The 24,909-nt window shown below is 71.2% G+C and carries 21 protein-coding genes; 12 read left to right on the forward strand and 9 right to left on the reverse strand.

Annotated features, from left to right (window positions below):
* Nucleotides 1-4: 4 nt before the first annotated feature.
* Together G4D85_RS48870 and G4D85_RS19215 are read left to right on the forward strand one after the other, a co-directional pair.
* On the forward strand, nt 5-1,060 hold the full coding sequence (locus G4D85_RS48870; protein ID WP_205525607.1) for a phage tail protein: 1,056 nt from the start codon (nt 5-7) through the stop codon (nt 1,058-1,060).
* Between the two features lie 120 nt (nt 1,061-1,180).
* Complete coding sequence (locus tag G4D85_RS19215) at nt 1,181-2,275, forward strand: tail fiber protein (protein WP_164013989.1); 1,095 nt, start codon at nt 1,181-1,183, stop codon at nt 2,273-2,275.
* Between the two features lie 331 nt (nt 2,276-2,606).
* Here G4D85_RS19215 and G4D85_RS19220 read toward each other — a convergent pair whose 3' ends face one another.
* Entirely contained in the window at nt 2,607-2,915 is a 309-nt protein-coding gene (locus G4D85_RS19220; protein ID WP_164013991.1) for a hypothetical protein, read from the reverse strand.
* Nucleotides 2,916-3,567: 652 nt separating this feature from the next.
* Between G4D85_RS19220 and G4D85_RS49500 the strand changes: the two genes are divergently transcribed.
* Nucleotides 3,568-3,732: a hypothetical protein gene (locus G4D85_RS49500; RefSeq protein ID WP_240359371.1), complete on the forward strand. Its 165-nt coding sequence runs from the start codon at nt 3,568-3,570 to the stop codon at nt 3,730-3,732.
* A gap of 40 nt (nt 3,733-3,772) precedes the next feature.
* Here the strand turns inward: G4D85_RS49500 and G4D85_RS19230 are convergent, their stop codons facing one another.
* Nucleotides 3,773-4,441: a hypothetical protein gene (locus G4D85_RS19230; protein WP_164013993.1), complete on the reverse strand. Its 669-nt coding sequence runs from the start codon at nt 4,439-4,441 to the stop codon at nt 3,773-3,775.
* A 127-nt stretch (nt 4,442-4,568) separates the two neighbouring features.
* On the opposite strand from G4D85_RS19230, the gene G4D85_RS19235 reads away from it, so the two are divergent.
* The 7 genes from G4D85_RS19235 to G4D85_RS19265 all read left to right on the forward strand — a co-directional run bounded on the left by G4D85_RS19235 (nt 4,569) and on the right by G4D85_RS19265 (nt 13,415).
* The gene (locus G4D85_RS19235) at nt 4,569-5,051 is read left to right on the forward strand and encodes a tetratricopeptide repeat protein (protein WP_164013995.1); all 483 of its coding nucleotides are present in this window, start codon (nt 4,569-4,571) and stop codon (nt 5,049-5,051) included.
* Nucleotides 5,052-5,191: 140 nt separating this feature from the next.
* Nucleotides 5,192-6,289, forward strand: coding sequence for a 6-phosphofructokinase (locus tag G4D85_RS19240; protein ID WP_164013997.1), 1,098 nt, complete (start codon nt 5,192-5,194; stop codon nt 6,287-6,289).
* A 21-nt stretch (nt 6,290-6,310) separates the two neighbouring features.
* On the forward strand, nt 6,311-8,311 hold the full coding sequence (locus G4D85_RS19245) for a serine/threonine protein kinase (RefSeq protein ID WP_164013999.1): 2,001 nt from the start codon (nt 6,311-6,313) through the stop codon (nt 8,309-8,311).
* Nucleotides 8,308-9,294: a tetratricopeptide repeat protein gene (locus G4D85_RS19250; protein WP_164014001.1), complete on the forward strand. Its 987-nt coding sequence runs from the start codon at nt 8,308-8,310 to the stop codon at nt 9,292-9,294. The genes G4D85_RS19245 and G4D85_RS19250 overlap by 4 nt, the downstream gene beginning before the upstream one ends.
* 22 nt (nt 9,295-9,316) lie before the next feature.
* Nucleotides 9,317-11,200 carry a sigma 54-interacting transcriptional regulator gene (locus tag G4D85_RS19255; protein ID WP_164014003.1) on the forward strand — a complete coding sequence of 628 codons (1,884 nt, stop codon included), beginning with the start codon at nt 9,317-9,319 and terminating at the stop codon, nt 11,198-11,200.
* 26 nt (nt 11,201-11,226) lie between these two features.
* Nucleotides 11,227-11,790 carry a hypothetical protein gene (locus tag G4D85_RS19260; RefSeq protein WP_164014005.1) on the forward strand — a complete coding sequence of 188 codons (564 nt, stop codon included), beginning with the start codon at nt 11,227-11,229 and terminating at the stop codon, nt 11,788-11,790.
* Entirely contained in the window at nt 11,787-13,415 is a 1,629-nt protein-coding gene (locus tag G4D85_RS19265) for a carboxypeptidase-like regulatory domain-containing protein (protein ID WP_240359373.1), read from the forward strand. Before G4D85_RS19260 ends, G4D85_RS19265 begins: the two co-directional genes overlap by 4 nt.
* A gap of 2 nt (nt 13,416-13,417) precedes the next feature.
* Here the strand turns inward: G4D85_RS19265 and G4D85_RS19270 are convergent, their stop codons facing one another.
* The 5 genes from G4D85_RS19270 to mutL all read right to left on the reverse strand — a co-directional run bounded on the left by G4D85_RS19270 (nt 13,418) and on the right by mutL (nt 18,093).
* The gene (locus G4D85_RS19270) at nt 13,418-13,930 is read right to left on the reverse strand and encodes a hypothetical protein (protein WP_205525608.1); all 513 of its coding nucleotides are present in this window, start codon (nt 13,928-13,930) and stop codon (nt 13,418-13,420) included.
* Between the two features lie 104 nt (nt 13,931-14,034).
* On the reverse strand, nt 14,035-15,036 hold the full coding sequence (locus G4D85_RS19275; RefSeq protein ID WP_164014009.1) for a tetratricopeptide repeat protein: 1,002 nt from the start codon (nt 15,034-15,036) through the stop codon (nt 14,035-14,037).
* Between the two features lie 108 nt (nt 15,037-15,144).
* Nucleotides 15,145-15,858, reverse strand: a complete 714-nt coding sequence (locus G4D85_RS19280) for an outer membrane beta-barrel protein (protein WP_205525629.1) — start codon at nt 15,856-15,858, stop codon at nt 15,145-15,147.
* 38 nt (nt 15,859-15,896) lie between these two features.
* Nucleotides 15,897-16,052, reverse strand: a complete 156-nt coding sequence (locus G4D85_RS48875; RefSeq protein WP_205525609.1) for a hypothetical protein — start codon at nt 16,050-16,052, stop codon at nt 15,897-15,899.
* Between the two features lie 160 nt (nt 16,053-16,212).
* Complete coding sequence (mutL, locus tag G4D85_RS19285; protein WP_164014013.1) at nt 16,213-18,093, reverse strand: DNA mismatch repair endonuclease MutL; 1,881 nt, start codon at nt 18,091-18,093, stop codon at nt 16,213-16,215.
* A gap of 102 nt (nt 18,094-18,195) precedes the next feature.
* Here mutL and G4D85_RS19290 point away from each other — a divergent pair, with 102 nt between their 5' ends.
* Nucleotides 18,196-19,158, forward strand: a complete 963-nt coding sequence (locus G4D85_RS19290; RefSeq protein WP_164014015.1) for an SDR family oxidoreductase — start codon at nt 18,196-18,198, stop codon at nt 19,156-19,158.
* 2 nt (nt 19,159-19,160) lie between these two features.
* The gene (locus tag G4D85_RS19295; protein WP_164014017.1) at nt 19,161-21,116 is read left to right on the forward strand and encodes a lysophospholipid acyltransferase family protein; all 1,956 of its coding nucleotides are present in this window, start codon (nt 19,161-19,163) and stop codon (nt 21,114-21,116) included.
* A gap of 38 nt (nt 21,117-21,154) precedes the next feature.
* Here the strand turns inward: G4D85_RS19295 and G4D85_RS19300 are convergent, their stop codons facing one another.
* A complete protein-coding gene (locus G4D85_RS19300) occupies nt 21,155-22,030 on the reverse strand; it encodes a GGDEF domain-containing protein (RefSeq protein ID WP_164014019.1) in 876 nt (291 codons plus the stop codon).
* A gap of 113 nt (nt 22,031-22,143) precedes the next feature.
* Complete coding sequence (locus tag G4D85_RS19305; RefSeq protein WP_164014021.1) at nt 22,144-24,750, reverse strand: carboxypeptidase regulatory-like domain-containing protein; 2,607 nt, start codon at nt 24,748-24,750, stop codon at nt 22,144-22,146.
* Nucleotides 24,751-24,909 lie beyond the last annotated feature (159 nt).

Genomic DNA, 24,909 nt, shown 5'->3' on the forward strand with positions numbered 1-24,909 from the left:
TAAGATGCCCTATCTCGGCGACGTGCGCGCGATGAGCTTCGCTTCGGTCCCGGAGGGGTGGGCGCCGTGCGGCGGGCAGCTGCTTCCGATCGAGCAGAACAGGGCGTTGTTTTCCCTGCTCGGCACCACCTATGGCGGTGACGGCCAGACGACTTTCGCCTTGCCGGATCTCCCCGGCGTGCCGGTCCAGAACGATTCCACCTCCGGTCTCACCCTCGATTATTGCATCTGCCTCCACGGCGATTTGCCCGCCCCGGCGGGGAGCGGAGTTGAGCCCGGCGAGCGGCGACGGGAAGGGATAAGGACGATCGACGTCTACGCAGGCGAAGTGAGGGCCATGCCCTACGACCTCGTGCCGGCCGGCTGGGCCCCTTGCGACGAACGGTTGCTTGGGGTCGCGGAGGAAGCGGCGCTTCCTAACCGCCGGGCGTATTTCGAGCTTCCGACGCTGGCCCCGATGGCCGCCCGGTCCGGCACCCTTGAGCATCGCATCGCGATGGACGGAGTCTTCTTGTATGTATCGGGGGGCGGCCCCAAGGGCTTCCTGAAATCGGGGGCCGAGTATCGGATGAGCGACTCGCTGGCCGGCGAGACGCGTATTTTCGGCTTCAACTGCGAGCCGCCTGGATGGATGAAGTGTGACGGCCGGCTGATTTCGGTCAGCGAATATGAATCGCTCTTCGAGGCGATCGGAACGACCTACGGCGGCGACGGCCAATCCACATTCGGCCTGCCGAACGCCACCGGCCCGGATTTCGAGGGCAAGCCGCTGAGCCTCTTCATCAACCTGGGAGTGCCGCACTTTTCGATTGATTCCGGAGACTCGTCCGGAGTCCCTACAGGCGCGTCCGGAGTCGCCACGAAGTTGCTCTACGACATCAGACTGGAAAATGCGAGCCGGGACTTCGGCGACGTACACGGGATGCCGGAGGAGCAGGCCCACCCGCTGATCGTCGCGTTGCTCCGCCTCTACGGCGCGCGGCCGGGGACTAAGGCGCACGTCGAAGCGACGGCGGTCTTGTCCGGGGCGCTGAAGGCCATGCCGGGGCGCCCGCAATGACCGGGCGGCGCGGCGCCCGGGCGGCCGTTCCGGCCCTTCCCGCCGTCTCTTGTATTCGCTCCGGACCGGGCGCAAGACTGCCACGCGGCGGCTTCCCGCCGCCGCGAGGGGAGGCATAACATGCCGTATCTCGGCGACGTGCGGCTGATGAGCTTTCCCTCCGTCCCGGAATGGTGGGTCCGGTGCCGGGGACAGCTGCTTCCGATCGAGCGGAACAGAGCGTTGTTTTGCCTGCTCGGCACCACCTATGGCGGTGACGGCGAGACGACATTCGCTTTGCCCGATCTACCCGGCGTGCCGTGCGCACCCTCCAGCGGCCGTCATGTCGATGAAGAATTCGCCGAGGCTCCCCGCACGCAGACCTTGACCTATTGCATCTGCATTCAGGGGGATGTGCCCAGCGCCGCGGCGCATAGTGAGGCTGAGGAGGCTGAGCCGAGGGAAGCAGACTCAAGGACGATCGACGCCTATGTTGGCGAAATCAGGGCCATGCCCTACGGGTTCGCCCGGTCCGGCTGGGCCCTTTGCGATGGCCAGTTTGTGGAGAGGGCCGCGAACGAGGCGCTTTTTTCCCAGCTTCCCAACCAGGGCGCCGACGAGGTTGAGAAAGTCGCGCTGCCCAAATTGGACCCGCTGGCGGCGCGGCGCGGCGCCCTCAATTATTACATCTCTCTGCAGGGGATGGCCCGTCGCGTCGATGGACGCGCGCCCACGACTGCGGAATATGCGGACGTCGAACGTCCGATGAGCGACGCTTTGGTCGGCGAAATGCGACTCTTCGCCTGCGCCCCTCCATCGCCGCCCGGATGGCTGCACTGCAGGGGCCAGTCGCTGCCGATCGCCGAACATGAGGCGCTCTTCGAGCTGATCGGGAAAAGCTATGGCAGCTGGGGCATTCCGACCTTCGCCTTGCCGAACGTCGCCGGCCCGTCCTGCGAGGGCTGGCACCTGAATATGTTCATCAACATGGGGAAGGCGGTGAACTCCTCGATCGGCGCCGCCGAGGCATCCGATGTCGCCTTCAGGGCGCTCGACGAGCTCGACCAAGCGAACGCGCAGCTGAATTTCGTCGAGAGCGGGATGCCGCGCGAACAGGCCGGCCGCGCGATCAGCGCTGTGCTTCGGCTCTTCGGCGCGCGGCCGGGTACGAAGGCAAGTCTCGAGGCCTCCGCGGCCCTGTCCGAGGCGATGCGGGAACTTCCGGGCCGGGAATGATAAGCCGGCGGCGCGGCGACCTGTTTGATGCGGGAAGGTAGATTCCCGCAGCCCGTCCCGCTCAACTTCTCGCTCGTTTCGGCAATCCCGAGGTCGCGCCCGAGGCGATCCCAGGGGCTCAGCGGCGGAGCGCGGACATGCTTCTTGTCGCCACCTCGAGGGCAGCTTGCGGATCGGTGAGGGCCAGGTAGACGAAGTGGGCGTGGAGACCGTCCTCACGCCAGTCCAGAAGCGGCAGATCGGATTCGATGAGCCAGATCGTCCGTAAGAGTTCGCCGTGCCCCGTCCCGGCACGGAGCTGCCCCGACCGGGTCGGACGGGGGCGCGACCGTCAGTCTTGGCTCTTCGGGAGCGTGACGGTGCCCGGGTTCTCGATGGCGGCGAGCGCAGCGCGCCGCAGGTAGTGCCCCGGGTCCTCACCGCGCAGGCGCGCCGTCTCGATGAGGGAATAGAAGAGGGCGGCCACCTCGGTGCCTCGTTGAGACTTGCTGCCGTAGTGGTTCTTCCGGCCCAGCCCGTCGTCGACGACAAGCTGTTCCGCGACCCAAAACTGGGGAGTGACGTGCGACAGCGTCTTTATTGCCTGCCCACCTCCGGCATGCCCGTCGGGGATGTGGAGCTGTGATTTTATGGAGACCAAACTCTGCTCCGAGATTACAACAGAACCCTGTTGCTTGAATGGCTCGGAAATTGGTGAATGCAGGTGCACTCAGGTTGGCCGGAATCCCCGCTGTTTCTAATAACAATCGGTCACTGCGAGCACCCTCCGAGGAGGATTTCCCCTCGGAGTTCCACGCCCTCCCTCGGGAAGTGACCAAGTCGTATTAATGCTTTCCTTCCGGGGTTGGCTTCCCCTGCCCTGAGCCACCCCGTCGTGTAAACGTGCAACCGACCATCGCGCACGATGCTTATCCATCCTGTAGAGCGGGCGGGCATGCAACCCTGGATGCCTGCCCTCGCATCCGCTGGCGCCGCGAGGGGACAATCCGGCGACTCGCGGGCGTGACACGGCGCCCGCATCCACACCCCTCGGGAGACAGCAGACATCATGGAGATCAAGGGCACGGCGTTCCTTGCGAGACACGAGTCCGTGGTAGCGGACTTCGGCGAGGCCGCGTGGCGCTCATTCCTCACGGAGTACGCGAAGAAGGACCCCGTCTTCACGAAGCCCGTGATGCCCATGACGTGGCTTCCGGCGGATTCGTACGTCCGCTTCTCGGAGGCGCTGCTCGCGCGCTTCTACAAGAACGACCCGATGGCCTACTGGACCTTCGGGGAGAACGCGGTGGCGCATGCCCTGCGTCCCGTCGCCCCACGCGTACTACGAATACATCACCATGGGCTTCATGAAGCACGGGCTCGAGGTGCTGGGCGCGAAGCACGTCCGGTCCGAGCGGCTCAAGGGCTTCTCCAAGGGCGACGCGGAGTGCCACTACCGCTTCCACATCACGGGGTGAGGCCGATGCCAGCGCGTGGTGGCTGAGGCCCCGCCGCGACTCACGTGCCGTGGCGCACGCGCCGCCTGCGCCACGCCGTGTACGAAGCCACCAGCGCTCCCGCCAGGGCCCCGGCGAGCGCGCCCAGCATTCTGCGCGGCACGGGCCCCGCGGCCGTCGTCGCCTCCAGCCGGAACGTCTCCAGCGAGGCCCGCACCCGGGGCTCCAGCTCCTCCCACCGCACCGCGGGCGCGCTCACCGTCACCACCGCGTGACGCCCTTCCGACGCCAGCCCCGCCACCAGCACCGTGCGCACCTGCCCCGCCTCGCGCAGCGTGCCCAGCACCTCCACGCGCGGCACTGCCCCGCCCAGCCGCTCCACGCGCTCGGGTGACAGCGTGAGGCCCAAATCCCTCTGGAAGTGCTGCATCACCGCCGCCGCGAAGTCGTCGCGCGCGGAGGGGCTCGCGGAGAAGCTCCGCTCCACCACCGACACCAGCAGCGTCGCCGCGTCCGCGTCTTCGCCATCCGCCAGCGCGGCGGACAGCGTGCGCGGTGCATCCGCCTCCAGCGCCACAGCCCCCGCGCGCGAGCCGGAGTACTGCTCCCAGCGCACCATGTGGAAGCCCTCGGGCGGACGGAAGTTGTAGCCGTCACGCCGCAATTCGGAGCCAAGCGCGCCGGACAGCACCACCGTGGTCAGAAGCGAGAGCCGCACGCCAGGAAGCATAGGCCCACCGCGCCGCGCGCGCCGGGGTGGAGCGCACCCTCCACCCCGGGGCACCTCCAGGCATCCGACCGCCGCCCCTCCTTCGTTGTGACATCCCCCCGACGTCGCGGGTAACCTCCCCGGCTCGATGACCCCAGGAGCCCGGGCCGACATGGAGGCACACGCCGATCGCGCCCTGCGCCGCGGCGAGCTCGCCGAAGCGCTCGGCCTCTACGAGTCCCTCGTCCAGGCCTTCCCGGACGACGCGGGGCTCGCCCTCAAGCTCTCCAACCTGCGCGACTCCCTCCAGCCGACGGAGCTCCAGGCGCTCGAGGCCTCCAAGCCCCCCGAGGAAGAGTCCCTACCCCTCGCCCCCTCCTCTCCCGCGCAGGAGGGCGAGCGCCTCTTCGCCCTCGGGGACTACGTGGGAGCCGCCGCCGCCTACCGCCGTGCCCTTCAAGAGCGCCCGGACAGCGAGCTGCTGAAGGAGCGGCTGATCGAGCTCTATCGGCTCGCGAAGGAGATGCCCCTACAGTCCCCGACAGACAAGGCCCTTCCGAAGGAGGCGCAGCCTCGCCTCCAGGCCCTGCTGGACCGGGTCGCCTCGCGACGTCGCCTCAAGCGTGACTGACGGAAGGCCCCGTTTACACTCGCAAAACCGCCGCACCGGGTGATTCCCGCGTTGCACCCCCCTGGAGCCACCCCTAGAATCAGGTCCGACGTTGCTGTCATGGTGGTACCCCATCCCTCTGACACCCGCGTCCGACCTTTATGCCCCGCTCCCTGCGACTCGGAGTCCTCACCGGTGGTGGCGACTGCCCGGGACTCAATGCGCTGATCCGTGGCCTCGTGAAGCGGGGCACGCACGAGTTCGGCCATGAGTTCGTGGGCATCGAGAATGGCTACATGGGGCTCGTCGAGCCGGGCCTCGCCCATCCGCTCACCGAGGAGGACACGCGCGGCATCCTCCCCAAGGGCGGCACCATCCTCGGCACCTCCAACAAGGCCAATCCGTTCTCCTACGCCTTCAAGGAGAACGAGCACTGGGTGGAGCGGGACGTGTCCGACCAGGTCCTCCGCCGCTGCGAGGAATTGAAGCTGGACGGGCTCATCGCCGTGGGCGGAGACGGGACGCTTTCGATTGGCCACCGATTGGCCGCCAGGGGTCTCAACGTCGTGGGCTGTCCGAAGACCATCGACAACGACCTCTCCGGGACGGACCAGACGTTCGGGTTCGACACCGCGCGCCTCATCGTCACCGAGGCGTTGGATCGGCTGCACTCCACCGCCGAGGCGCATGACCGTGTCATGGTGGTGGAGATCATGGGCCGGCACGCCGGCTTCCTCACCCTGGAGAGCGGCATCGCCGGGGGCGCGGACGTCATCCTGATTCCCGAGATTCCCTATCGGGTGGACTCCATCGTGGAGAAGATCCGCCGCCGCTCGACGCGCCGACGCAGCTTCTCCATCATCGCCATCTCCGAGGGAGCCTTCCCGGAGGGCGGCGCGCTGGCCGTGCTGGAGAAGGCCGAGGACGTGCCCGGGCGCGGCGTGGTGCGGCTGGGCGGCTCCGGCAAGGTGTGCGCGGACCTGCTCGCGCGGCACGTCGACGCGGAGATTCGCGTCACGGTGCTGGGCCACCTGCAGCGCGGCGGCAGCCCGAGCGCCGCGGACCGGGTGCTGGCCACGCGCTACGGGTGCAAGGTGTTGGATCTCGTGCGGGACGGACAGTGGAACCACATGGTGGCGCTGCGCGCCGGCCAGATTGTCGCGGTACCGTTGAGTGAGTCGCGCAAGGAGCGCCGGGTGGACCCCTCCGGCGAGCTGGTGCGCTTCGCGAAGAGCATGGGCATCAGCTTCGGGGACTGAGGGGGAGGACCGCCGCACACCATGTCGCTCGTCGGCCGCCATATCGGTCGCTACCGCATCCTCGAGCAGCTCGGCTCGGGGGGCATGAGCGTCGTGTACAAGGGCCTCGACACGGCCCTGGACCGCGAGGTGGCGGTGAAGGTGCTGCACCCGCACCTCGCCGGCAAGGACGAGTCGCGCCGGCGCCTGGCCCGCGAGGCCCGCGCGGTGGCCAAGCTCCACCACCCCAACATCCTCGAGGTCTTCGACTTCTCCTCCGCGGACGCGCAGGACGCGTTCATCGTCACCGAGTACATCCGCGGCCAGACGCTGAAGATGTTCCTCGACGATGCGCCCATGGACCCGCCGGAGCTGGCGGCCATGGTCATCCACGAGCTGGCGGCGGCCCTCGCCCACGCCCACGAGGCCGGCGTCATCCACCGCGACCTCAAGCCCGAGAATGTCATGGTGCGCGAGGACGGCGTCCTCAAGCTCATGGACTTCGGCATCGCGAAGCTGCTCGACATCGAGGAGCGGATGACCGTCACGGGCTCGCTGGTGGGCTCGCCGGCCCACATGGCGCCGGAAATCATCGAGGGCCTGGAGGCCGGTCCCGAGGCGGACGTCTTCAGCGTCGGCATCATGTTCTACGCGGCGATGACGGGCCGGCTGCCCTTCTCCGCCCCCAACACCACGGCCACGCTCAAGCGCATCCTGGACGGCGACTACGAGGACCCGCGCCGCCGCGTGCCCACGCTGTCGGACGAGCTGGCGGAGATCTGCGCCACCTGCCTCCAGAGGGATCCGCAGCGTCGCTACCCGGACGCCGCCAAGCTGCGCGACGCGCTGTCGGACTACCTCGCCGGCCTGGGCTTCTCGCGCGTGGGCGAGGAGCTGGTGTCCTTCTTCGCGGACCCGCACTCGTACGGAAGGCTGGCGCGCCAGCGCATCGTCGCCACGCTGCTGGAGCGCAGCGAGCGGCTGCTCGCGGAGAAGCGCACCCCGCGCGCGCTGGCCAGCCTCAACCAGGTGCTCGCGCTGGACGTCAACAACGCCCGCGCGCTCGCGCTCCTCAAGGGCCTGCAGCGTACTCAGCGCCTCAAGAAGTGGCGCCGCCGCGGGCTGCGCCTGGGCATCGGCCTCGCCGCCATCGCCCTGCTCGGCTTCGGGGGCTGGAAGGCGCGCCAGGCGAGCGCCACGCAGGACACCCCTGGCGCGGAGTCACCCGGGACGAACCCCTCCGGAAACGGTGGGCCCGGCACGGAGGCGTCCCGGGGTCCGGAGGCTCCAGGGAAGGATGCGCTCGCGCAGCCGGGCGTCTCCCCGAAGCCTCCCGCGATGGCGCAGGAGCCGGTCCCCACCGAGGACACCCGGCCGCCTTCCGTTCCCTCCGGTCCGCGCACCACCGCGCCCCAGGGCCCGCGCGCCGGCCAGCCGCCCACGCCTCCGGGCGGCCTCACGCCCCGGGGCGACTCCGCTCCCGCCACGGGCGGCACGCCGCGCCCGGGCAGTGGCCGCGCCAGCTCCAGCTCGCTCGCCGAGCGTGTCGCCGCGGACGACGGCGCTCACCGCAAGCCGCAGGTGCGCAAGCTGCCCGTGTCCATCCTGGTGCGGCCCTACGGCATCATCCGGGTGGGCGATGGCGCGCCCAGCTCCCAGCCGCTGCAGAAGCATGACGTGGAGGTGGCGCCGGGTCTCTACCCCGTCACCATCTCCTGCGACTACTGCGAGGACGTGGTGGACACCATCGAGGTGCGCGCGGACAGGGAGAACGTCTTCCACCTGCGCGCCCAGCCCAAGCCCGCGCAGCTCTCCTTCGACTACCAGCCGGCGGACGCCACGGTCTCGCTGAACGGGCAGTCGCGCGTCGCACACGAGAGCCTCCAGGCCCCCTTCGAGGTCCGCTTCCCGCGCGGCCCCTCCGGCTTCCAGCACACCGTCGAGGTGGAGATCTCCCACCCCGGCTACAGCACGGCGAAGCGCACGGTGCACCTGCGGCCCGGCGAGCGCGCCAGCCTGCGCGGGAGCCTCATCCCCGAATGAGCCGCGGCCTCCTTCTCCTCTTGTGGGTGCTGGCCCTGGCCGCCCCCGCCACCGTCCTCGCCCAGGACTCCGGAGACTCGGAGGTGGACTCCCTGCGCGCCAGCTTCGAGTACGGCAAGTACGCGGAGGTGTTGGACCGCGCGGGCGCCCGCATCGACCGCGGCGGGCTGGCCGAGCACGAGCTGGTGGAGCTGCACAAGCTGGCGGGCCTCGCGGCCTTCAACCTCGGCCGCACCGAGGACGCCACGCGCCACCTGCGCGCCCTGCTCCGGTTGGACCCGGACTACGGCCTGGACCCCTTCGTCGTGCCGCCTCCGGCGGTGGCCTTCCTGGATGCGCTCAAGGAGGAGATGTCCAGCGAGCTGGAGTTCCTCCGGCAGGAGCAGCGCCTGCGCCAGGAGCGCGAGAAGGCCGAGGCCGAGCGCCGCGAGCGGGAGCGCGTGGAGGCCGAGGTGCAGCGCCGCCGCGCCGAGGAGCTGGCCAGCCAGGTCACCGTGCGCACCGTGGAGAAGCGCAACTTCCTGGTCAACTTCGTCCCCTTCGGCGCCGGCCAGTTCCAGCAGGGCCGCACCAGCCTCGGCATCGTCTTCGCCGCCACCGAGGGCGCGCTCGCGGTGACGAGCATCATCTCCTTCTTCGCCTATGACTCGCTCTTCGAGGAGCAGGTCATCGACCTGGACAACGTCCTCGACCCGGACGGCCGGGCCTCGGTGCGCGTCCGCTTCATCCCCACCAGCCGCCGCCGCCAGCGCGACACGTGGCAGCTGCTCAAGCTGTCCTCGGCGGCGGGCTTCTACACCATCTATGCGCTGGGCGTGGTGGACGCGCTCTACCACCACGAGGACCAGGTCATCCGCACCACCGTGGAGCCCCGTGCTCCGCCGCCCACCCCATCGCGAGCCGAGGCGCCCGGCACCTCCGCGCGCCTGAGCCTGTACTCCCCTTCCGGCGGACTCGGCGCCGGCCTCACCCTCATCTTCTGAGCGTTTCCAGGTAAGCGAAGCCATGGCCAGCCTCACCGTCCGTTCTCCAGATGGAAAGGTCCGCGCGGTCTCCCTGCTCAAGCGCATCACCAGCATCGGCCGGGGCCCGGACAACGACGTGCAGCTCGAAGACCCCGGCGTGCCCGACAGCGCGCTGCACGTCACCTACGACGGCACCCGCTACGAGGTGGGCAGCCTGGGCGCCACCTTCCACGTCAACGGCAAGAAGCGCGACGCCCACGCCCTGTCCACCGGCGACGTGGTCCGCGTCGGCGGCACCGAGCTGACGTTCGCCCGCGAGGACGCACCCCGCGCTCCGCCGCCCCCCGCTCCGCCCCGCGAGGTGAGCCGCACCTCCAGCTCGGACTCGCACACCTCGGAGCTGCCCGGCGTACCCGGCCGCGAGCTGGTCCTGCTGCGCCGCCTCACCGCCTTCAGCGAGCGGCTGCTGGGGCTCTATGACGTGGAGCGCATCCTGGAGGGCCTGATGGACGAGGCCATCGAGGTGACGCGCGCGGACAAGGGCTTCCTCATCCTGATGGAGAACGGAGACCCGCGCGTGAAGGTGGCGCGCAACGTGGCCCGGGAGAACATCGAGGACGCGGTGGAGAAGCTGTCGGACTCCATCATCGCCAAGGTGGTGAAGGACCAGAAGCCGCTCATCGTCGCGGACGCGGTGGACGCCCCGGAGTTCAAGGCCAGCGAGTCGGTGGTCAACCTCCGCGTCCACTCCGTCATGTGCGTGCCGCTCATGCACAAGGGGGACTTGTTCGGCGTCATCTACGTCGGCAATGACCGGCTGGTGAACCGCTTCGAGCCCAAGAGCGCGGACATGCTCACCATCTTCGCGGCGCAGGCGTCGCTCGTCCTGCAGAACGCGATGCTGGTGAATGACCTCAAGCTCGACAACACCGAGCTGCGCCGCAAGCTGGAGGACCAGCGCTACGGCGACATCGTCGGCGCGTGCCAGGGCATGCGCGACGTGTACAAGCGCATCGACAAGATTGCCCCCACGGACATCTCCGTGCTGATTACCGGCGAGACGGGCACCGGCAAGGAGCTCATCGCCCGGGAAATCCACCGCCGCTCGCCGCGCGTCAAGGGCCCCTTCATCACCATCAACTGCGGCGCCATTCCGGAGAGCCTCCTGGAGAGCGAGCTGTTCGGCCACGTGAAGGGCGCCTTCACCGGCGCGGTGGCCACCAAGGCGGGCAAGTTCCAGGCGGCCATCGGCGGCACGCTCTTCCTGGACGAGATTGGCGAGATGCCCTTGCAGCTCCAGGTGAAGCTCCTGCGCGCGCTCCAGGAGAAGATTGTCTACAAGGTGGGCGACAACCGGGGCGAGCCGGTGGACATCCGCGTGGTGGCCGCCACCAACAAGGTGCTCGAGGACGAGGTGAAGCGGAACGCCTTCCGCGAGGACCTCTACTACCGGCTCAACGTCGTCACCCTGAAGCTGCCGCCCCTGAGAGACCGCGGCGAGGACGTGGTGGTGCTGGGCAAGTTCTTCCTGTCCAAGTACTCGCGCGAGTTCAACTCCAAGGCCCGGGGCTTCACCCCGTCGGCCACCGTGTCCATGCGCAAGTACGGCTGGCCGGGCAACATCCGCGAGCTGGAGAACCGGCTGAAGAAGGCGGTGGTGCTCGCGGACAAGCCGCTGCTCGGCCCGGACGACCTGGACCTCAAGCCGGAGAACCTGGAGCCCATCATGCCGCTGCTCCAGGCCAAGGAAGAATTCCAGAAGCGTTACATCAACGAGGTGCTCGCCCGGAACAGCGGGAACCGCACCAAGACGGCCAAGGACCTGGGCGTGGACCCGCGCACCATCTTCCGCCACCTGGAGAAGCTGGAAGCGGAGAAGACGGGCCGCACCCTGCCGCCCGAGGAGGGCGACGAGCTGCTTTAAGTGTTAGAGAGTGGCCCGCACGGACGATGGAACGCACGACGCGGCGACAGAGCTGGAAGGGGCTGCTGGTGGCAGCGGCCGCGTGCGCGGCGTCGGGCTGTCTCATCCCCCAGGACGACATCCAGCTGGAGGGCGTACCCGGGTTCATGAACCGGCCGCCCCGCATCATCGAGAGCCTGGTGTCGCCCCAGGCGCGCATCATCTCCAACTTCGGCGCCGGCCAGTGTGACCTCACGTTCGAGGTGGTGGTGGAGGACCCGGACGTGGACGACCGGCTCGTCGTGCACTGGTACCTGGACTACAACCCGCAGGACCCGCGCGGGCCCTATCGCCAGTACGAGCTGGCGAACACCCGCGAGCCGCGGCGCGCGGACCGGGGCTCGCTGCTCATCAGCCTCGCGTCCGCCAACAGCCCGCTGGGCACGCCCGGCACCCACCTGGTGGAGGCGCTGGTCAGCGACGCCGAGCTGGTGGACCGGGTGCCCAGGTCCCAGACGGTGGAGCTGCCGGACGGCACCACCATGGAGGACCCGGGCTATGCCGTCACCTACGCGTGGGTGGTGAACACCGTGCAGGGGGACTGCCGGTGACGGCCCGCGGCGCGCGGCTGGCGCTGCTGGCGGTGCTCCTCGGCGCCGGGTGCGCGCTGCTGGAGACGGAGCCCGACCCCAGCCAGCTCGTCTGCAGCTCGGACGACCAGTGCGCCTTGAACGAGGTGTGCTTCCCGGACGGGTGCGGAGACCCGGGCCGGGACATCGTCGTGGAGGTGACGCCCAACCCCCATGACGGCCTGCACGCGCAGGACTTCCGGGTGGAGGCCCTGCGGCCGGAGCAGCAACTGCAGCTGTCAGGCCCCGCCAGCGTGAAGGGCCGGGTGGTGCGCGCCACGTCCCTGCCCGCGCCGGACGGTGGCGTCGCCACCCGCCCCTACTCCGAGCCCCTCCACCTGCTCGCCACCGGAGAGAGCCTGCTGCTGCCCGGCGTGTCGCGGCGGTACGAGGCCACCCTGGTGCCCATCAACGGTGCGTGGGAGCTGCCGGTGGGCACCGGCGACTACACGGTGATGCTGAGCGCGGACGACCTGGACGTGCCCCCGGTGTGGGGGGACAGCCGCGTGGAGCCGGGCGCCTCCGTGCCGCTGGAGCTGCTGCTGCCCGCGGCGGACACGGTGGCGCGGCTGACGGGCCGGGTGGAGCGTCAGGCGGGCGTGCTGGTGGACGCGGCCCTGGAAGTCCAGGCGCTGGACACGGACCTGCTGCCCCTGTCGCAGCGGGTGACGGTGACGCGGGGCACGGGGGAGTTCAGCCTCGCCATGCCCCGCGAGGCGGCGCGGAGCTCGGCGGTGCTGGTGCGGGTGACGGCCACGGGCGACGCGCCGTGGGTGCCGCAGAAGACCTTCACCGTGGACCCGCGCACGCCCCTCAGCGAGCCGCTGACGCTGGGCGACTACGGCAGTCCCGTCCAGGTGACGGGCCGCGTGCTGGGCCCGGACGGCCGGCCCGTGGCGGGCGCCACCGTGGCGTTCCAGGGCGAGGTGGGCGGTGGGGGCATGTTCCATGGCCCGCTGGCGACCACCAGCACCGAGGGGCGCTTCGCGGTGGACACGCTGCCGGCGGCGCCGGGCAGGACGCTGTCCCTGGTGGTGGTGCCGCCTTCGGGCACCGCGGGCCTCACCGTGCTGCCGGTGGAGGTGCCGCGCACCGGCGCCACGCTGCCGGACGTCCGCCTTCCGGACCGGCGCATCGTCACCGGCACCCTGCTGCTGCCGGACTCCACCAACCCGGCGGCGGGCGTGCGCGTGGTGGCGGAGCCCGTGGGCCAGGTGCCGGGCTGGCCCCGGCCTCCCGCGGGGGGCGAGGCGCAGGGCACCACGAACACGTCCGGGGTGTTCCGGCTGAGTCTGGACCCGGCCGTGTACCGCGTGGACTTCGTGCCCACGGAGAACCTGCCGCGCGTCAGCCGCATCGTCACGGTGCTCCCCGGCGAGGACACCGCGCCGCAAGAGCTGGCCACCTTCCCCCTGCAGAAGGGCCGCACCGTCAGCGGCAGGGTGACGTTGGGCGACGCGGAAGCGGGCACCGCGCGGGGCGTGCCCTATGCCTCCATCCGCTTCTACCGGGTGGTGAGTCTGGAGGGCCGGCCCTCATCGGTGCTGCTGTCCCAGGCGGTGTCGGACCAGCAGGGCCGCTACACCGCGCTGATACCGGTGCGCTGAGGTCAGGGCAGCCGGCCGGCGCCCGCGTGCGTCCGCGCGGTGGCGAAGGCGGCGTGCAGCGCGTCCACCGAGGCGCCCACCTCGCCCGCGTACTGCACGGCGTGGATGGTGTAGAGGTCCTGCACGCTCTCCAGGCGGCGGAACACCACGCGCAGGGGCTCGCGATCTCTAGAGGCCAGGCCGCACAGGGCCTCGCGCTGGCGCAGCCGCTGCAGCCATTCGGTCCGGACGCGCATCCACTGGCGGTCCACGTCCTTGGCGGGCGACACGCGCACCAGCTTCTCGCGCTCTGATTCCAGCTCGGCCCAGAGCGCCTGCGCGCCGTCCAGGCACTCGCGATAGCCGAGCAGCTGGTCCGTGGCGGGCGGTCGCTCCGGCGTCATGGACGCCACCGAGCGGCTCACGCTCCAGAGGATCCACACCGAGAACACGGTGGTGAGCAGGATGTACACGCCCCACGCGGCACCGCGGTAGCGGCGGAAGCGGGGATCTTTCCGGGGGTCGGGAACGGACACGGGGTCCAGGTCTTACGACCGTGGACCCCGTGTTTCAACGCTTCCGTGTCGCCACCGTCATCCGGTGGGAGGTCCGGGCCCCGAAGGGCCCGGAAGCCCGGGGCCTACTGGCCGGCAGGGGCAGCCACGGCCGCGGGCGCGGCGGCGGGGGCGCCCGGCGCGGCGGCGGCCTCCGGGTTCATGGCGCGCTTCACCGTGGCGATGCGGCCGCGGAACTGGGGCTGGTACTGGCTGTTCGGGTAGGTGCCGGCGGCGTCACGCGCCGTCTCGAGCGCCTTATCGAACTGGCCGACCTCCTGGTACGACTGGGCCAGCAGCAGCATGGCGTAGTCGCGCGTCTTGGAGGCCCGGTCGCCCTCGACGAAGCGGGCCAGCAGGGGCACCGCCTTCTCGTGCTTGCGGGAGTTGTTGTAGGCCGTGCCCAGGAAGAAGGACGCGTCCATCGCCTGATCCTGCGGCGGGTTCATGGCCAGGAAGCGCTCCATCTCCGAGATGACGTTGTCCATCTCGTTCTTGCGGAAGGCGATCTTCCCGCGCTCGAAGGCGGCGTCGCCCGCCTCGCGGCGCAGCGCGGCGGCGCGGTCATTGAGGGCCTGGCGCTCCAGCGAGGAGAGGCGCGAGGTGTCCAGCTTCACCAGCGCGTCGATGCCCTTGAGGCGCTCGTCGCCGGGGAGGTTGGTCATCATCTTGTAGACCTCGCCCGCGGCGCGCTGCGCCGTCTGGTGCGTGGCCGTGTCCGCGCGCTGCTTGTCCAGCTGCGTGGTGAGGTCGGCGACCATCTTCTCCAGGCGCTCGCGCTCGTTGGTGGCGCTGGAGCTGCGCGCGCTGGTGATCATCAGCGCGGCGCCCACGGCGATGACCGCGAAGAGGACGTAGGCCACCGCGGACGAGAGCCAGGCGCGCTTCTGGAAGTCCTCGTGGCGCTTGCCCACCGCCTTCACCTCCGCATGGAGGTTCTTCAGCAGGTTGTCGCTCTTGATGACGAGGTTGCGGGCCTCGACGATTTCGCGGCGGAGGTCCGCCAGTTCCTTCTCCACATCTGTCTTCGGCTGCTCTGGCATGGACATCTTCCTGGGCGCGGAAACGATCTCGGCCGACTCACGCATCGTAGGGATTTCTCCGGGGCGTATGGCGATAAATTCCGGAGCGGAACAGCCCCAAGAGGGCGGTCCATTTCCAGAAGCTGACAACCAGGCCCCGGTCGCCTGCTCGTCCTACAGGCCGCTGGGCAGCGGCCGGGACGGCTCCGGCGGAAAGCTGTATGTCACGCCCAGCGTGAACCAGCTACCCCCCGTGTTGAAGGTGAGCTTGTTCTCGGGCGGTCCCACGGGCCCACGGAGGAAGGCCAGCCGGTACTCCCCCGTCACGCCCCAGCGGGGGGACAGCCGCAGCGTGGCCCCCAGGGAGCCCATCCACACCTGGGTGGTGCCCTCCTTGATGCTCTCGCCCGGGCGCTTCGAGGACGTGAGCGCCGGCCCGGTGAGGATGCCGGCGAAGGGCACCAGGCCCTGCGGGCCCACCTCGGGCAGCACCGTCTGGAAGCGCAGGCCCACCGCGGCCCCGTAGCTCAGCGTGTTGATCGTCTGCTCGCCGTCGGGCGTGTTGAGGTGCAGCCGCCCGCCGGTGAAGAACAGGTCGATGCCCAGCTCCACCAGGTCGTTGATGGCATAGGCGAACGAGCCCACGGCCAGCGGCCCGCCGGTGGACTCCTGGGCGCGCTCCAGGTCCTTGTTCTCATCGCGCCCATACCAGTTCGTATAGAACGTCTCGTTGGACGTGTAGCGCCAGCCGCCCTGGATGGAGATGCGCCCCACCCCGTCCAGCGAGGTGGAGACCTCTTCGTACTCCTCGTCCGGGCCGCTCGGGTCCTGGGCAAGGGCGGGGGCGGCGATGAGCAGCGCGAGCGGCGGCAGGAAGCGGCGAAGCATCAATGGGACTCTGTGGACGGGACGAAAAGGCCCGGGCTTCAGGGGCGCTTGGGACGAAGCGCGATTTCCAGGAAGGTGGTCTGCTGGCGGCGAAGCGAGGCGAGCAGACAGCGGACGACACACACCGCGCCGAACTCACGCAGCACGACGCCCAGGTTGGACACCACGTCCCGCAGGGTGATGACACCACGCATGTGCCCGCTCCTGTGCGTTGCCGTGAGTGCGCGTTGCGTACGTCCTTGCCGGGTCCGCGCCCGTGCTACAGGCGTGTGGCGCACCGTAACAGGGGGCTCCCACGCGTCAATTTTCCGGGCGGGCAAGCGGGCCAGATGACTGGGGATTCCCGGCGCGGCGTCAGCGGGCGCGGCGCTCCAGCTCGAGCAGCGGCATCTCCAGCACCACCACCGTGCCGTGGATGCAGGCGGGGTGGAAGTCGGCGCGGTCCAGCTCGCCCAGCAGCGCACGGAGCTGCGCGTCGGTGAGGGGCGCGGTGCCCGCGCGACGGGCGGCATGGCAGGCCATCACCCGCACCGCCTCGGCCAGGGAGACCGCGTCCAGCGTGGCCCCCTTGGGTGGCAGCGCGCGGGCCAGCGCCTCCAGCAGCGAGCGCGCATCCACGCCCTCCAGCCCGGGCGGCGCCGTCTTCAGCGCCACCGTGGTGCCGCCGAAGGGCTCCACGTCGAAGCCCAGCCGCGTCAGCGCCTCGCGGCCCTCCACCAGCGCCTTCGCCGCCGGCACCGGCAGCTCCAGCGTGGCGCCGAACAGCGACGGCGCCGGAGGGCCCTTCCCGTCGTCCAGCGCGCGCAGGTAGCCGTTCAGCCGCGCGCGCTCCAGCGCCGCGTGCGGATCCAACACCACCAGCGTGCCGCCGGGGCCCTCGCACACGTGGAAGCGGCCGCCCAGCAGCCCCAGCGGCCGGAGCGCGCCGAAGTAGCCCGGCGGCGGGGCCTCGTTGAGCTGGGGCTGCGCCTGACCGAAGGCGGGCGCCTGCCCCATGCCCGGCGCGAAGGGCAGCGCTCCGGGCCGGGCACCGGGGGCACCGGGCCCGAGCGGCCCGGAGGGCATGGGCCCCAACGGGGCACGGGGCGGCGAGCCCGGCGCGTCCATGGCGGTGGGCAAGGGTCCGCCCCACGTCGCCTCCTGGGCGCGGGTGAGGAAGCGCTCCACGGCTTGCGCGTAGTGGGCGGCCTCGCGCGGCTGGCCCGGCTGCGGGACACCGGCGTCCGCCGCGGCGCCCAGCCACGGGGCGGCGCGCAGCATGCGGGTCAGCGCGGCCGTCAGCGCCTCCTGCACGCCGCGCGCGTCGGCGAAGCGCACCTCCAGCTTCTGCGGGTGCACGTTGACGTCCACCGCGCGCGGGTCCACGTCGATGTGGAGCACCACCACCGGCTGCCGGCCCGACGCGAGGAAGTCCTGGTACGCGCGCTGGATGGTGCCGATGAGGCCGCGGTCCCTCACGTAGCGCCGGTTGACGTAGGTGTAGAGGCCGCGCGCGTTGTTGAAGGTGAACTCGGGCGAGGCGGCGTAGCCGGTGACGGTGACGCCCAGCCGCCGCTCCTCCACGGGGAACAGGTGCGGGTGCGCGGTGGGGCCCAGCGCCGCGGCGATGCGCTCGCGCGGGTCGTCCGGACAGGCCGCGCTGGAGAAGAGCGTGGCGCCCTCGTGCGAGGCGAAGAAGCCCACCTCCGGGTACGCCAGCGCCAGCCGCACCACGGCCTCCTCCGCGTGCTTCAGCTCCGTGTCGCCCCGGCGCAGGAACTTGCGGCGCGCGGGCACGTTGAAGAAGAGGTCCTCGATGGTGATGACGGTGCCGGTGCGCGGGGGCGCGTCCTCCACCAGCGCCGGTCCTCCACCCTCCACCACCACACGCGTGCCCACCTCCGCGCCCACCTCGGCGGTGTGGAGTGTGAAGCGGGAGACGGAAGCAATGGCCGGAATCGCCTCGCCCCGGAAGCCCATGGAGTCGATGTGGAACAGGTCGTCCAGCTCGCGCAGCTTGCTGGTGGCGTGACGCTCCAGACACGCGATGGCGTCCTGCCGGCCCATGCCGTGCCCGTCATCGGACACGATGATGCGGTCCACGCCCCCGCCCTCCAGCTCGACGCGGATGGTGTTGGAGCCCGCGTCGAGCGAGTTCTCCACCAGCTCCTTCACCACCGATGCGGGGCGCTCCACCACCTCGCCGGCGGCGATCTTGTTGATGAGGACGTCACTGAGGCGGGCAATGCGGGACATGGCGACCGTTCACCCTCCGCCACCCAGCCGACGTTGTCCAGCGCATCGGCACTGCTGTTGGCTGACATTCCCGAGCGTCTGGGCTAACACCCGCCACCGCGAATGGACGTGTCACGACCAGGCAAGAGGCGGCTGCGCGTAGCGGTGACGGGCGCGAGCGGCGAGTACGGAAAGCTGCTGCTGCATCGGCTGGAGCGAGATCCGGAGGTGGAGAGCATCCTGGTACTCGACGTGGCACGTCCAGAAGGTGCCAAGATCGAATACCACCGGGTGGACCTCACCCGGCACGACGCGGAGGCGGAGCTGACCGAGGCACTCGCCGACGGCCCCGTGGACGCGCTCTACCACCTGGCCTTCCTCTTCGGCCCCATCCACAACGGCTCGCTGGCGCATGAGCTGGAGGTCATCGGCACCATGAACGTGCTGACCGCGGCCGGTCGAGCGCGGCTGCCCCGGCTGGTGGTGCCCTCCATGACGGCGGTGTACGGCGCGCGCGGAAACAACCCCGCGCTGCTGCGCGAGGACTCGCCGATGCAGGGCTGTCCGCACAGCCGCTTCGTCACCGACAAGGTGGAGGTGGAGGGACAGGTGCGCGCCTTCCGCGAGCGGCACCCGGACATGCGCGTGCTGGTGCTGCGCTTCGCGCCGCTGCTCGGCCCCTCGGCGGACAACCCCGTCACGCGCATGCTGAAGCGCGGGGTGGTGCCCACGCTGCTGGGGTACGACCCGCTCTGGCAGGTGCTGCACGAGGAGGACGCCGCGCGGGCGCTGCACCTGGCCCTGCGCGCGGAGGTCTCCGGCGAGTTCAACATCGTGGGCCGGGGCGTGCTGCCGCTGTCCGGCCTCATCCGCCAGGCGGGTGGCCGCCCGCTCCCCCTGCCGGGGCCGCTGTACCGTGCCGCGCTCCGCACGCTGGACGTCGTGGGGGTCGGCAAGTTGCCCATGGCCCTGCTCGACTACATCCATTACTCGTGGGTCGCGGACGGCGAGCGTGCCGAGTCCGCGCTCGGCTTCATCCCCTTCCATCACGTCAGGGACGCCGCTGCGGCGCTGAGGAGGAGCTAGTCATGGCCAAGGGTGTCCTCGGGAACGATCCCTTCCAGCGTGGCGCCGCGTCCCGCGACGGTGCGCCCGCGAAGCCCGGCAGTGGCGCGAAGGACGCCGCCGACGCCGGCAGCGCGAAGCCCCCGCGCAAGGGGGCCGCGAAGAAGTCCCCGACGAAGCAACCCGCGCGCGCGGCTGCCGGCAAGGGCAACGCTGTCGGGGCGAAGCCGGCAGCGGTAAAGGGCGGGAATGGCAAGGCCCGTTCGCATACGCCGAAGCCCTCCGTCCGGACCGAGGATGACCAGGCGCTGCCCCTGCGCGAGCCCGCCGCGCCCGTGTCCCCGCGCAAGCCGCCGCCGCCTCGCAAGCCGGTGGTGGCGTACGAGCCGGGCACGCGCACGGGGCAGCAGCGCGACGTGGACCACGCGCTGGCCGAGGCCCTTGCCGCCGAGGTGGCCGAGGCCACGGCGAAGGTCGCGGTGGACGAGGCGCTGGAGCGCCGGCCCGGTCAGGAGAAGGGCGCTGACCGACTCATGGCCACGGAGCTGGCCACCGAGCTGGCCGAGGCCGCGGTGGAGGAGGTGCTGGACCACAGCCCGTCCACCCAGCGTCCGGAGCGCGAGCGCGAGCTGGCCGCCGCCGTGGCAGCGCAGGTGGCCGAGGTCGCCGCCGAGGTGGCCGTGGCCGAGGTGCTGGACCGCCATGTCCCCGGGCAGCCTCCTCCGGATGAACCCCGGGATGAGGACCTCGCGGCGCGCACCGCCAACGCCGGCGCCCCGTACGACCTCGAAGCCGAGGCCGAGGGAGGCTTCGGCCCCGGCGAGGACGACGAGGAGGAAGAGGAGGACGAGGACGACGAGTCCACCTGGGACACGTCCGGCATGGAGCTGTCCGTGACGCTGTCGGTGCAGGATGCCGAGGCCCCCGATGCCTCGTCGCTGGAGCCGGAGGTGGAGGTGCCGGACGTCACGCGCGATGAGCTGCCCCGCAGGGCCCCGCTATCCCTGGTGCAGCCTGGCGAGTCGGGCGATGGGCCGCGCGAGCCCTTCTTCACGGACCAGGCCCGCGAGCCCGAGGCGCAGCGTCCCCTGGCCCAGCGGGCCGCGGGGATGTTGTCGCTGGCGAGGGACATCGCCGGCCACGCGCTGGCGAGCGAGGGCCTGGGCCGGGCCATGGGCGCGGTGAACGGGCTGATGGAGGCGGTACGCGCCGGGCTGGGCACGGGCGGCGGCGAGAACATCGACGAGTACGGCAAGGACCCGTCGCTCGTGGAGCGCCTGGACCCGGTGCTGGAGTTCCTCTATTCGCAGTACTGGCGCGTGTCCGTGCAGGGCGCGGACCATGTGCCGCGAGGCGCGGCCATCCTGGTGGCCAACCACTCGGGCGCCCTGCCCTACGACGGGCTGGTGATGTCGCTCGTCATCTCGCGCGAGCGTCCGGACCTGCGCGAGCCGCGGTGGCTGGTGGAGGACCAGGTCTTCCACGCGCCGGTGCTGGGCACGCTCTTCAACCGCCTGGGCGCGGTGCGGGCCTGCCCGGAGAACGCGCTGAGGCTGCTGGACGAGCAGCGCCCGCTGGTGGTCTTCCCCGAGGGCTACCAGGCCCTGAGCAAGCCCTTCGCGGAGCGCTACAAGCTGAAGCGCTTCGGGCGCGGCGGCTTCGTGAAGCTGGCGCTGCGCACCGGCGCGCCCATCGTCCCGGTGGCCATCGTCGGCGCGGAGGAGACGTCACCGCTGCTGGGCCGGCTCCCCGCCTCCTTCCTCGGCCTGCCCTACGTGCCGCTCACCCCGCTGGGGCCGCTGCCCCTGCCGGCCAAGTGGAGCATCCGCTTCGGCGAGCCCATCGGCATGGAGGGGCTCCACCCCGAGGCCGCGGACGACCTGGGCGAGGTGCAGCGCCTCACGGAGAAGACCCGCGAGTCCATCCAGGGCATGGTGCAGTCGCTGCTGCGCGAGCGCCGCTCCGTCTTCGCGGGCTGAGCGCGTGAGACGGCGGGGCTGGGGTGACGCCGTCCGCCTCAGCCCACCACGCGGTTGCGGCCGCTGGCCTTGGCCTCGTAGAGCCGCTCGTCGGCCGTGCGAACCAGGTCCCCGGCCTCGCGGTGCTGGGGCTCCAGCGTGGCCACACCCACGGACACGGTGACGGGGATGGGCTGCTTGTCGAACTCGAAGCGCTGCTTCTCCACCAGCCGCCGCACCTTCTCCGCCAGCTGCCGCGTGCCACCCAGCGACACCTCCGGAAGCAGGACGGCGAACTCCTCGCCGCCGTAGCGGGCGAAGACGTCCTCGCGGCGGATCTTCGTGCGCACGGTGGACGCCAGCTGCTTCAGCACCGAGTCCCCCGCCAGGTGTCCGAACTGGTCGTTCACCTTCTTGAAGTGGTCGATGTCCAGCAGCACCAGCGACAGCACGCGCTCGTAGCGCCGACTGCGCGACAGCTCGCGATCCAACTGCTCGTCGAAGTAGCGGCGGTTGTAGATCTGCGTGAGGCCGTCCATGGTGGTCAGCCGGTAGATCTCATCATGGTACGCCGCCTCGATGTTGCCGCCGGCGATGTACTTGAAGATGGTGCGGCCAATCTTCACCAGGTCGCCGTTGCGCAAGTCCCGCGTGCCCTCCACCAGCTCGTCGTTGATGAACGTGCCGTTGGTGGAGCCGAGGTCGCGGATGCGCACGCCCTCGCGCGTGTTGGTGATGCCCGCGTGGTTGCGGCTCACCGACTCCTGGTCGATCTGGATGTCTGCCTTCGAGGAGCGCCCGATGAGCGTCTCTTCGCGCGTGAGGTCGAACTTGCGCCCCAGGTCCAGGCCGTAGATCACCACCAGCGCCGCGTCGAGGTTGACCGGCCGGTCGGAGATCTTCGAGATGACCGTGACGACCGTCTCCTTCTGCACCCTGCCTCCCGTAGAGCCAACGCTACCACCCGGTAAATCCTGAAAGCGAGCCACACGCAGGAGTCCGGGTAGAGCCCCCGAGTGCGGACGGCGACCTACCACGACCTACCCCTTCATGGGATTTCCACGCCGCGCACGGCGGTGACGGGGGGGCGCAGCGGGGCTCCCTCTTCGTCCGCCAGCTCGGCCACCAGTGTCACCCCCGTGCCCGAGCAGGTGGCCGGAAGCTGCAGCTCCACCTCGCCCCGGCCCGAGGACACGTCCTCGTCTCCAAGCAGCACGGTGCCGGCGCAGCCGGAGCCTCCGAGCAGGGACAGGCGCACATGTCCTTCCGCGTCCCCACCGGAACCCATGCGGAAGCCGGTGACGCGCACGCGCACGGCGCTGCCTCGGACGAGGGGCTGCCCCTCCAGCTCCGGGAAGAGCCACCGCACCTCGGGGCGTCCCACGTCCAGCACGGAAGCGGCGCGTGTCAGGTCGCCCACGCGCTCCAGCCCCGGGCCGTCCGCCGCCGCGAGGCGGGCCGGACCCAGCCCGTCTCGCGTCGCCGGGCCGCCCACCGCCAGCACCTCCACCTGGAGGCGCGCGCGAGAGCCCAGGGCATCGCCCCAGGTGGTGCGGTCCACGAGGCCGCCGGGCGGCCGGGGCACGCGCACGCCCTCGCGGGCATGCTCCGGGTCCACCAGCACCGTCCACCGGCGGCCGGCGCGGTCGGTGAAGACGAGGCGCACCAGGGTGGCCCGGTCGTCCACGTCGGCTCGGAACCGGCGGCCTTCCAGGCCCTCGTACTCGGCGGAGTCGAAGTTGTAGCGGGCGTCCTCGGGGATGCCGAGGAAGGCCGTGCGAAGCTCCACGGGGCGGGCGCCCTCCGGGTCGAACTCGGGGCCGGGCAGCTCCGCCACCAGGGTGGTGGTGGCCACCGGCGTGGACGCGTCGTCCCGGCTGGCGCTGGAGGTGGCGGACACCAGCAGGCGGTAGGGCTGTCCCTCCAGGCCTCCGTGCGCGGGGGCCATGCGCACCAGCACCAGCCCGGCGTCGGGCAGCCTCGCGTCCTTGTCCGTGTTCGGGTCGGCGGGCGTCACGTTCGTGGCGGCGCCCAGGCCCAGCGGCACCAGCCCCCGGCCGGGCGCGGCCACCGTGGCCACCACGTAGGCGCGGTCCAGGTACGCGCCGCGGTAGCGCGGCAGCTCCGGCACGCGCACGGCGAAGGGGAAGGCCAGCCTCACGCCTGGCGCGAAGGACACGGCCCGTGGGTACTCCACGTCCGCCGGGTCCGGCTCCCCGGTGGCGATGCCGGGCGTGGGGGCCAGCGAGAATTGCGTGTCACGCCGCACGGTGGAGGTGAAGCGCGTCGAGCCCGGCACCAGCTGCGCCAGCAGCAGCAGCGGATCCGCCCCGGGCTCCAGCGCATTCAGGGGCAGCGCGCCCAGTGGAAGGTCTCCAGCCAGCGCCCACCCGGCGCGGGTGCCACACGCGCCGTCGCGCACCGCCAGCTCCGGCGCCAGCACGCCGTCCGGCGACATGTCGCAGACGCCGGCCACGCCGGGGGCGATGGCCTCCATGGGCTCGCCTCCGGCCAGCCACGCGGCCACACCGGAGGGCAGCGACAGGCGGCGCCGGCCGTTGCCCAGGCCGATCTCCACCTCGCGCTCCGGCCCCAGCAGCGCCGCTGGCGCCAGGTCGGAGGGAAGTCCCGGCACCGACAGGCCGGCGAGCCCCAGCCGCAGCGCGGTCGCGGACGTCCCCGCCACGGGCCACCCGTTGAAGGCCGCGCGCACGCCTCCCGTGCGATCCAACGGGTTGCGCCGCAAGGCCAGCCGCACGTCGCGCGAGCCCGTCGCGTCATGGCGCGCCAGCGTGAGGTAGCCATGGTCCGCGTGGAAGACGGACAGGCCCACCGTACCCACGGCCGGCACCCACGCGGCGCCCTCGGGGCCCGTCACCGTGCTGGCCGTCACGACGCCCCCGACGGAGGACACCGCCACGGTGGCCAGCGGCACGGGGCGCCCGGTCAGCTCGTCCACCACCAGCACGCGCACTCCACCGGCGGGCACCTCCGCCGGCAGCACGGTGACGCGGGCGCGGCAGGTGACGCTTCCGACGCGGGCCTCCACCGCCTCGCGCTCCACGCCGGGCCCGGCAAGGACGAAGGTGGCGCTCGTCCCGGAGCCCTCGCCCGTCACCGCCGGCGCGAGCGCGCGCCACGTCACGCCCCCGCCCGGAACCAGCGGCAGTCCGGCGGAGTCCCGGGCCCACACGGTGAAGGCCAAGGACAGGCCCGGCCGGCCCACGACGACGTCGGGCGTCACCTCGCAGGAAGCCGCGGCATCGGCGGACGGCCGCGCCACGCAGGCCCCGTCGCGGCACACCCGCCCTTCCCGGCAGTCCGCGTCGTCCGCGCACACGCCCGGCACACAGCGGTTGAGGTCGCACTGACAGCCCAGCGCGGACTCGTCGCAGTCGGGCAGCGCGTACCGGCCACGCTGGGCCGCGCCACAGTCCTCGCGGGTGCGGCACGCGGGCGCGCAGCGCGCGACGGCCGTGTCGCAGAAGAAGAACGCCGGGTCCGGACAGTCCTGGTCCACCGCGCAGTTCGTCTGCGTCGGAGGCTGGTCTCCGGGGATGACGGGAGTCTCATCCATGTCCGACGCGCAGCCGGCCACCAGCAGCAGCGCGCAGGCGAGGCCGACCAGCGGGTGGGAACGGGGTGAGGGGCTCATGGGGTGCGACTCCAGGGGGGACCGTCCTCGACCTTACAGGCAGGACGCCCGCTGCGCGACGGTCCCCGAAGCACTCCGATGCCCTCCCGACAGCCCCGGGGCCCGGCCGCCCGCTCCCCGCCCCTGCCATGAAAGGGAAGGTTGGCTTTTCAAGTGGCC

Origin of the sequence: Pyxidicoccus trucidator (genome assembly GCF_010894435.1) — a bacterium.
Taxonomy (GTDB): Bacteria; Myxococcota; Myxococcia; order Myxococcales; family Myxococcaceae; genus Myxococcus; species Myxococcus trucidator.

Bases quoted from the DNA above. Each gene is read 5' to 3' on its own strand.
- G4D85_RS48870 (WP_205525607.1), top strand. From the start codon at position 5: ATGCCCTATCTCGGCGACGTGCGCGCGATGAGCTTCGCTTCGGTCCCG.
- G4D85_RS19215 (WP_164013989.1), top strand. From the start codon at position 1,181: ATGCCGTATCTCGGCGACGTGCGGCTGATGAGCTTTCCCTCCGTCCCG.
- G4D85_RS49500 (WP_240359371.1), top strand. From the start codon at position 3,568: ATGCCCTGCGTCCCGTCGCCCCACGCGTACTACGAATACATCACCATG.
- G4D85_RS19230 (WP_164013993.1), bottom strand. From the start codon at position 4,441: ATGCTTCCTGGCGTGCGGCTCTCGCTTCTGACCACGGTGGTGCTGTCC.
- G4D85_RS19235 (WP_164013995.1), top strand. From the start codon at position 4,569: ATGACCCCAGGAGCCCGGGCCGACATGGAGGCACACGCCGATCGCGCC.
- G4D85_RS19240 (WP_164013997.1), top strand. From the start codon at position 5,192: ATGCCCCGCTCCCTGCGACTCGGAGTCCTCACCGGTGGTGGCGACTGC.
- G4D85_RS19245 (WP_164013999.1), top strand. From the start codon at position 6,311: ATGTCGCTCGTCGGCCGCCATATCGGTCGCTACCGCATCCTCGAGCAG.
- G4D85_RS19250 (WP_164014001.1), top strand. From the start codon at position 8,308: ATGAGCCGCGGCCTCCTTCTCCTCTTGTGGGTGCTGGCCCTGGCCGCC.
- G4D85_RS19255 (WP_164014003.1), top strand. From the start codon at position 9,317: ATGGCCAGCCTCACCGTCCGTTCTCCAGATGGAAAGGTCCGCGCGGTC.
- G4D85_RS19260 (WP_164014005.1), top strand. From the start codon at position 11,227: ATGGAACGCACGACGCGGCGACAGAGCTGGAAGGGGCTGCTGGTGGCA.
- G4D85_RS19275 (WP_164014009.1), bottom strand. From the start codon at position 15,036: ATGCGTGAGTCGGCCGAGATCGTTTCCGCGCCCAGGAAGATGTCCATG.
- G4D85_RS19280 (WP_205525629.1), bottom strand. From the start codon at position 15,858: ATGCTTCGCCGCTTCCTGCCGCCGCTCGCGCTGCTCATCGCCGCCCCC.
- G4D85_RS48875 (WP_205525609.1), bottom strand. From the start codon at position 16,052: ATGCGTGGTGTCATCACCCTGCGGGACGTGGTGTCCAACCTGGGCGTC.
- mutL (WP_164014013.1), bottom strand. From the start codon at position 18,093: ATGTCCCGCATTGCCCGCCTCAGTGACGTCCTCATCAACAAGATCGCC.
- G4D85_RS19290 (WP_164014015.1), top strand. From the start codon at position 18,196: ATGGACGTGTCACGACCAGGCAAGAGGCGGCTGCGCGTAGCGGTGACG.
- G4D85_RS19295 (WP_164014017.1), top strand. From the start codon at position 19,161: ATGGCCAAGGGTGTCCTCGGGAACGATCCCTTCCAGCGTGGCGCCGCG.
- G4D85_RS19305 (WP_164014021.1), bottom strand. From the start codon at position 24,750: ATGAGCCCCTCACCCCGTTCCCACCCGCTGGTCGGCCTCGCCTGCGCG.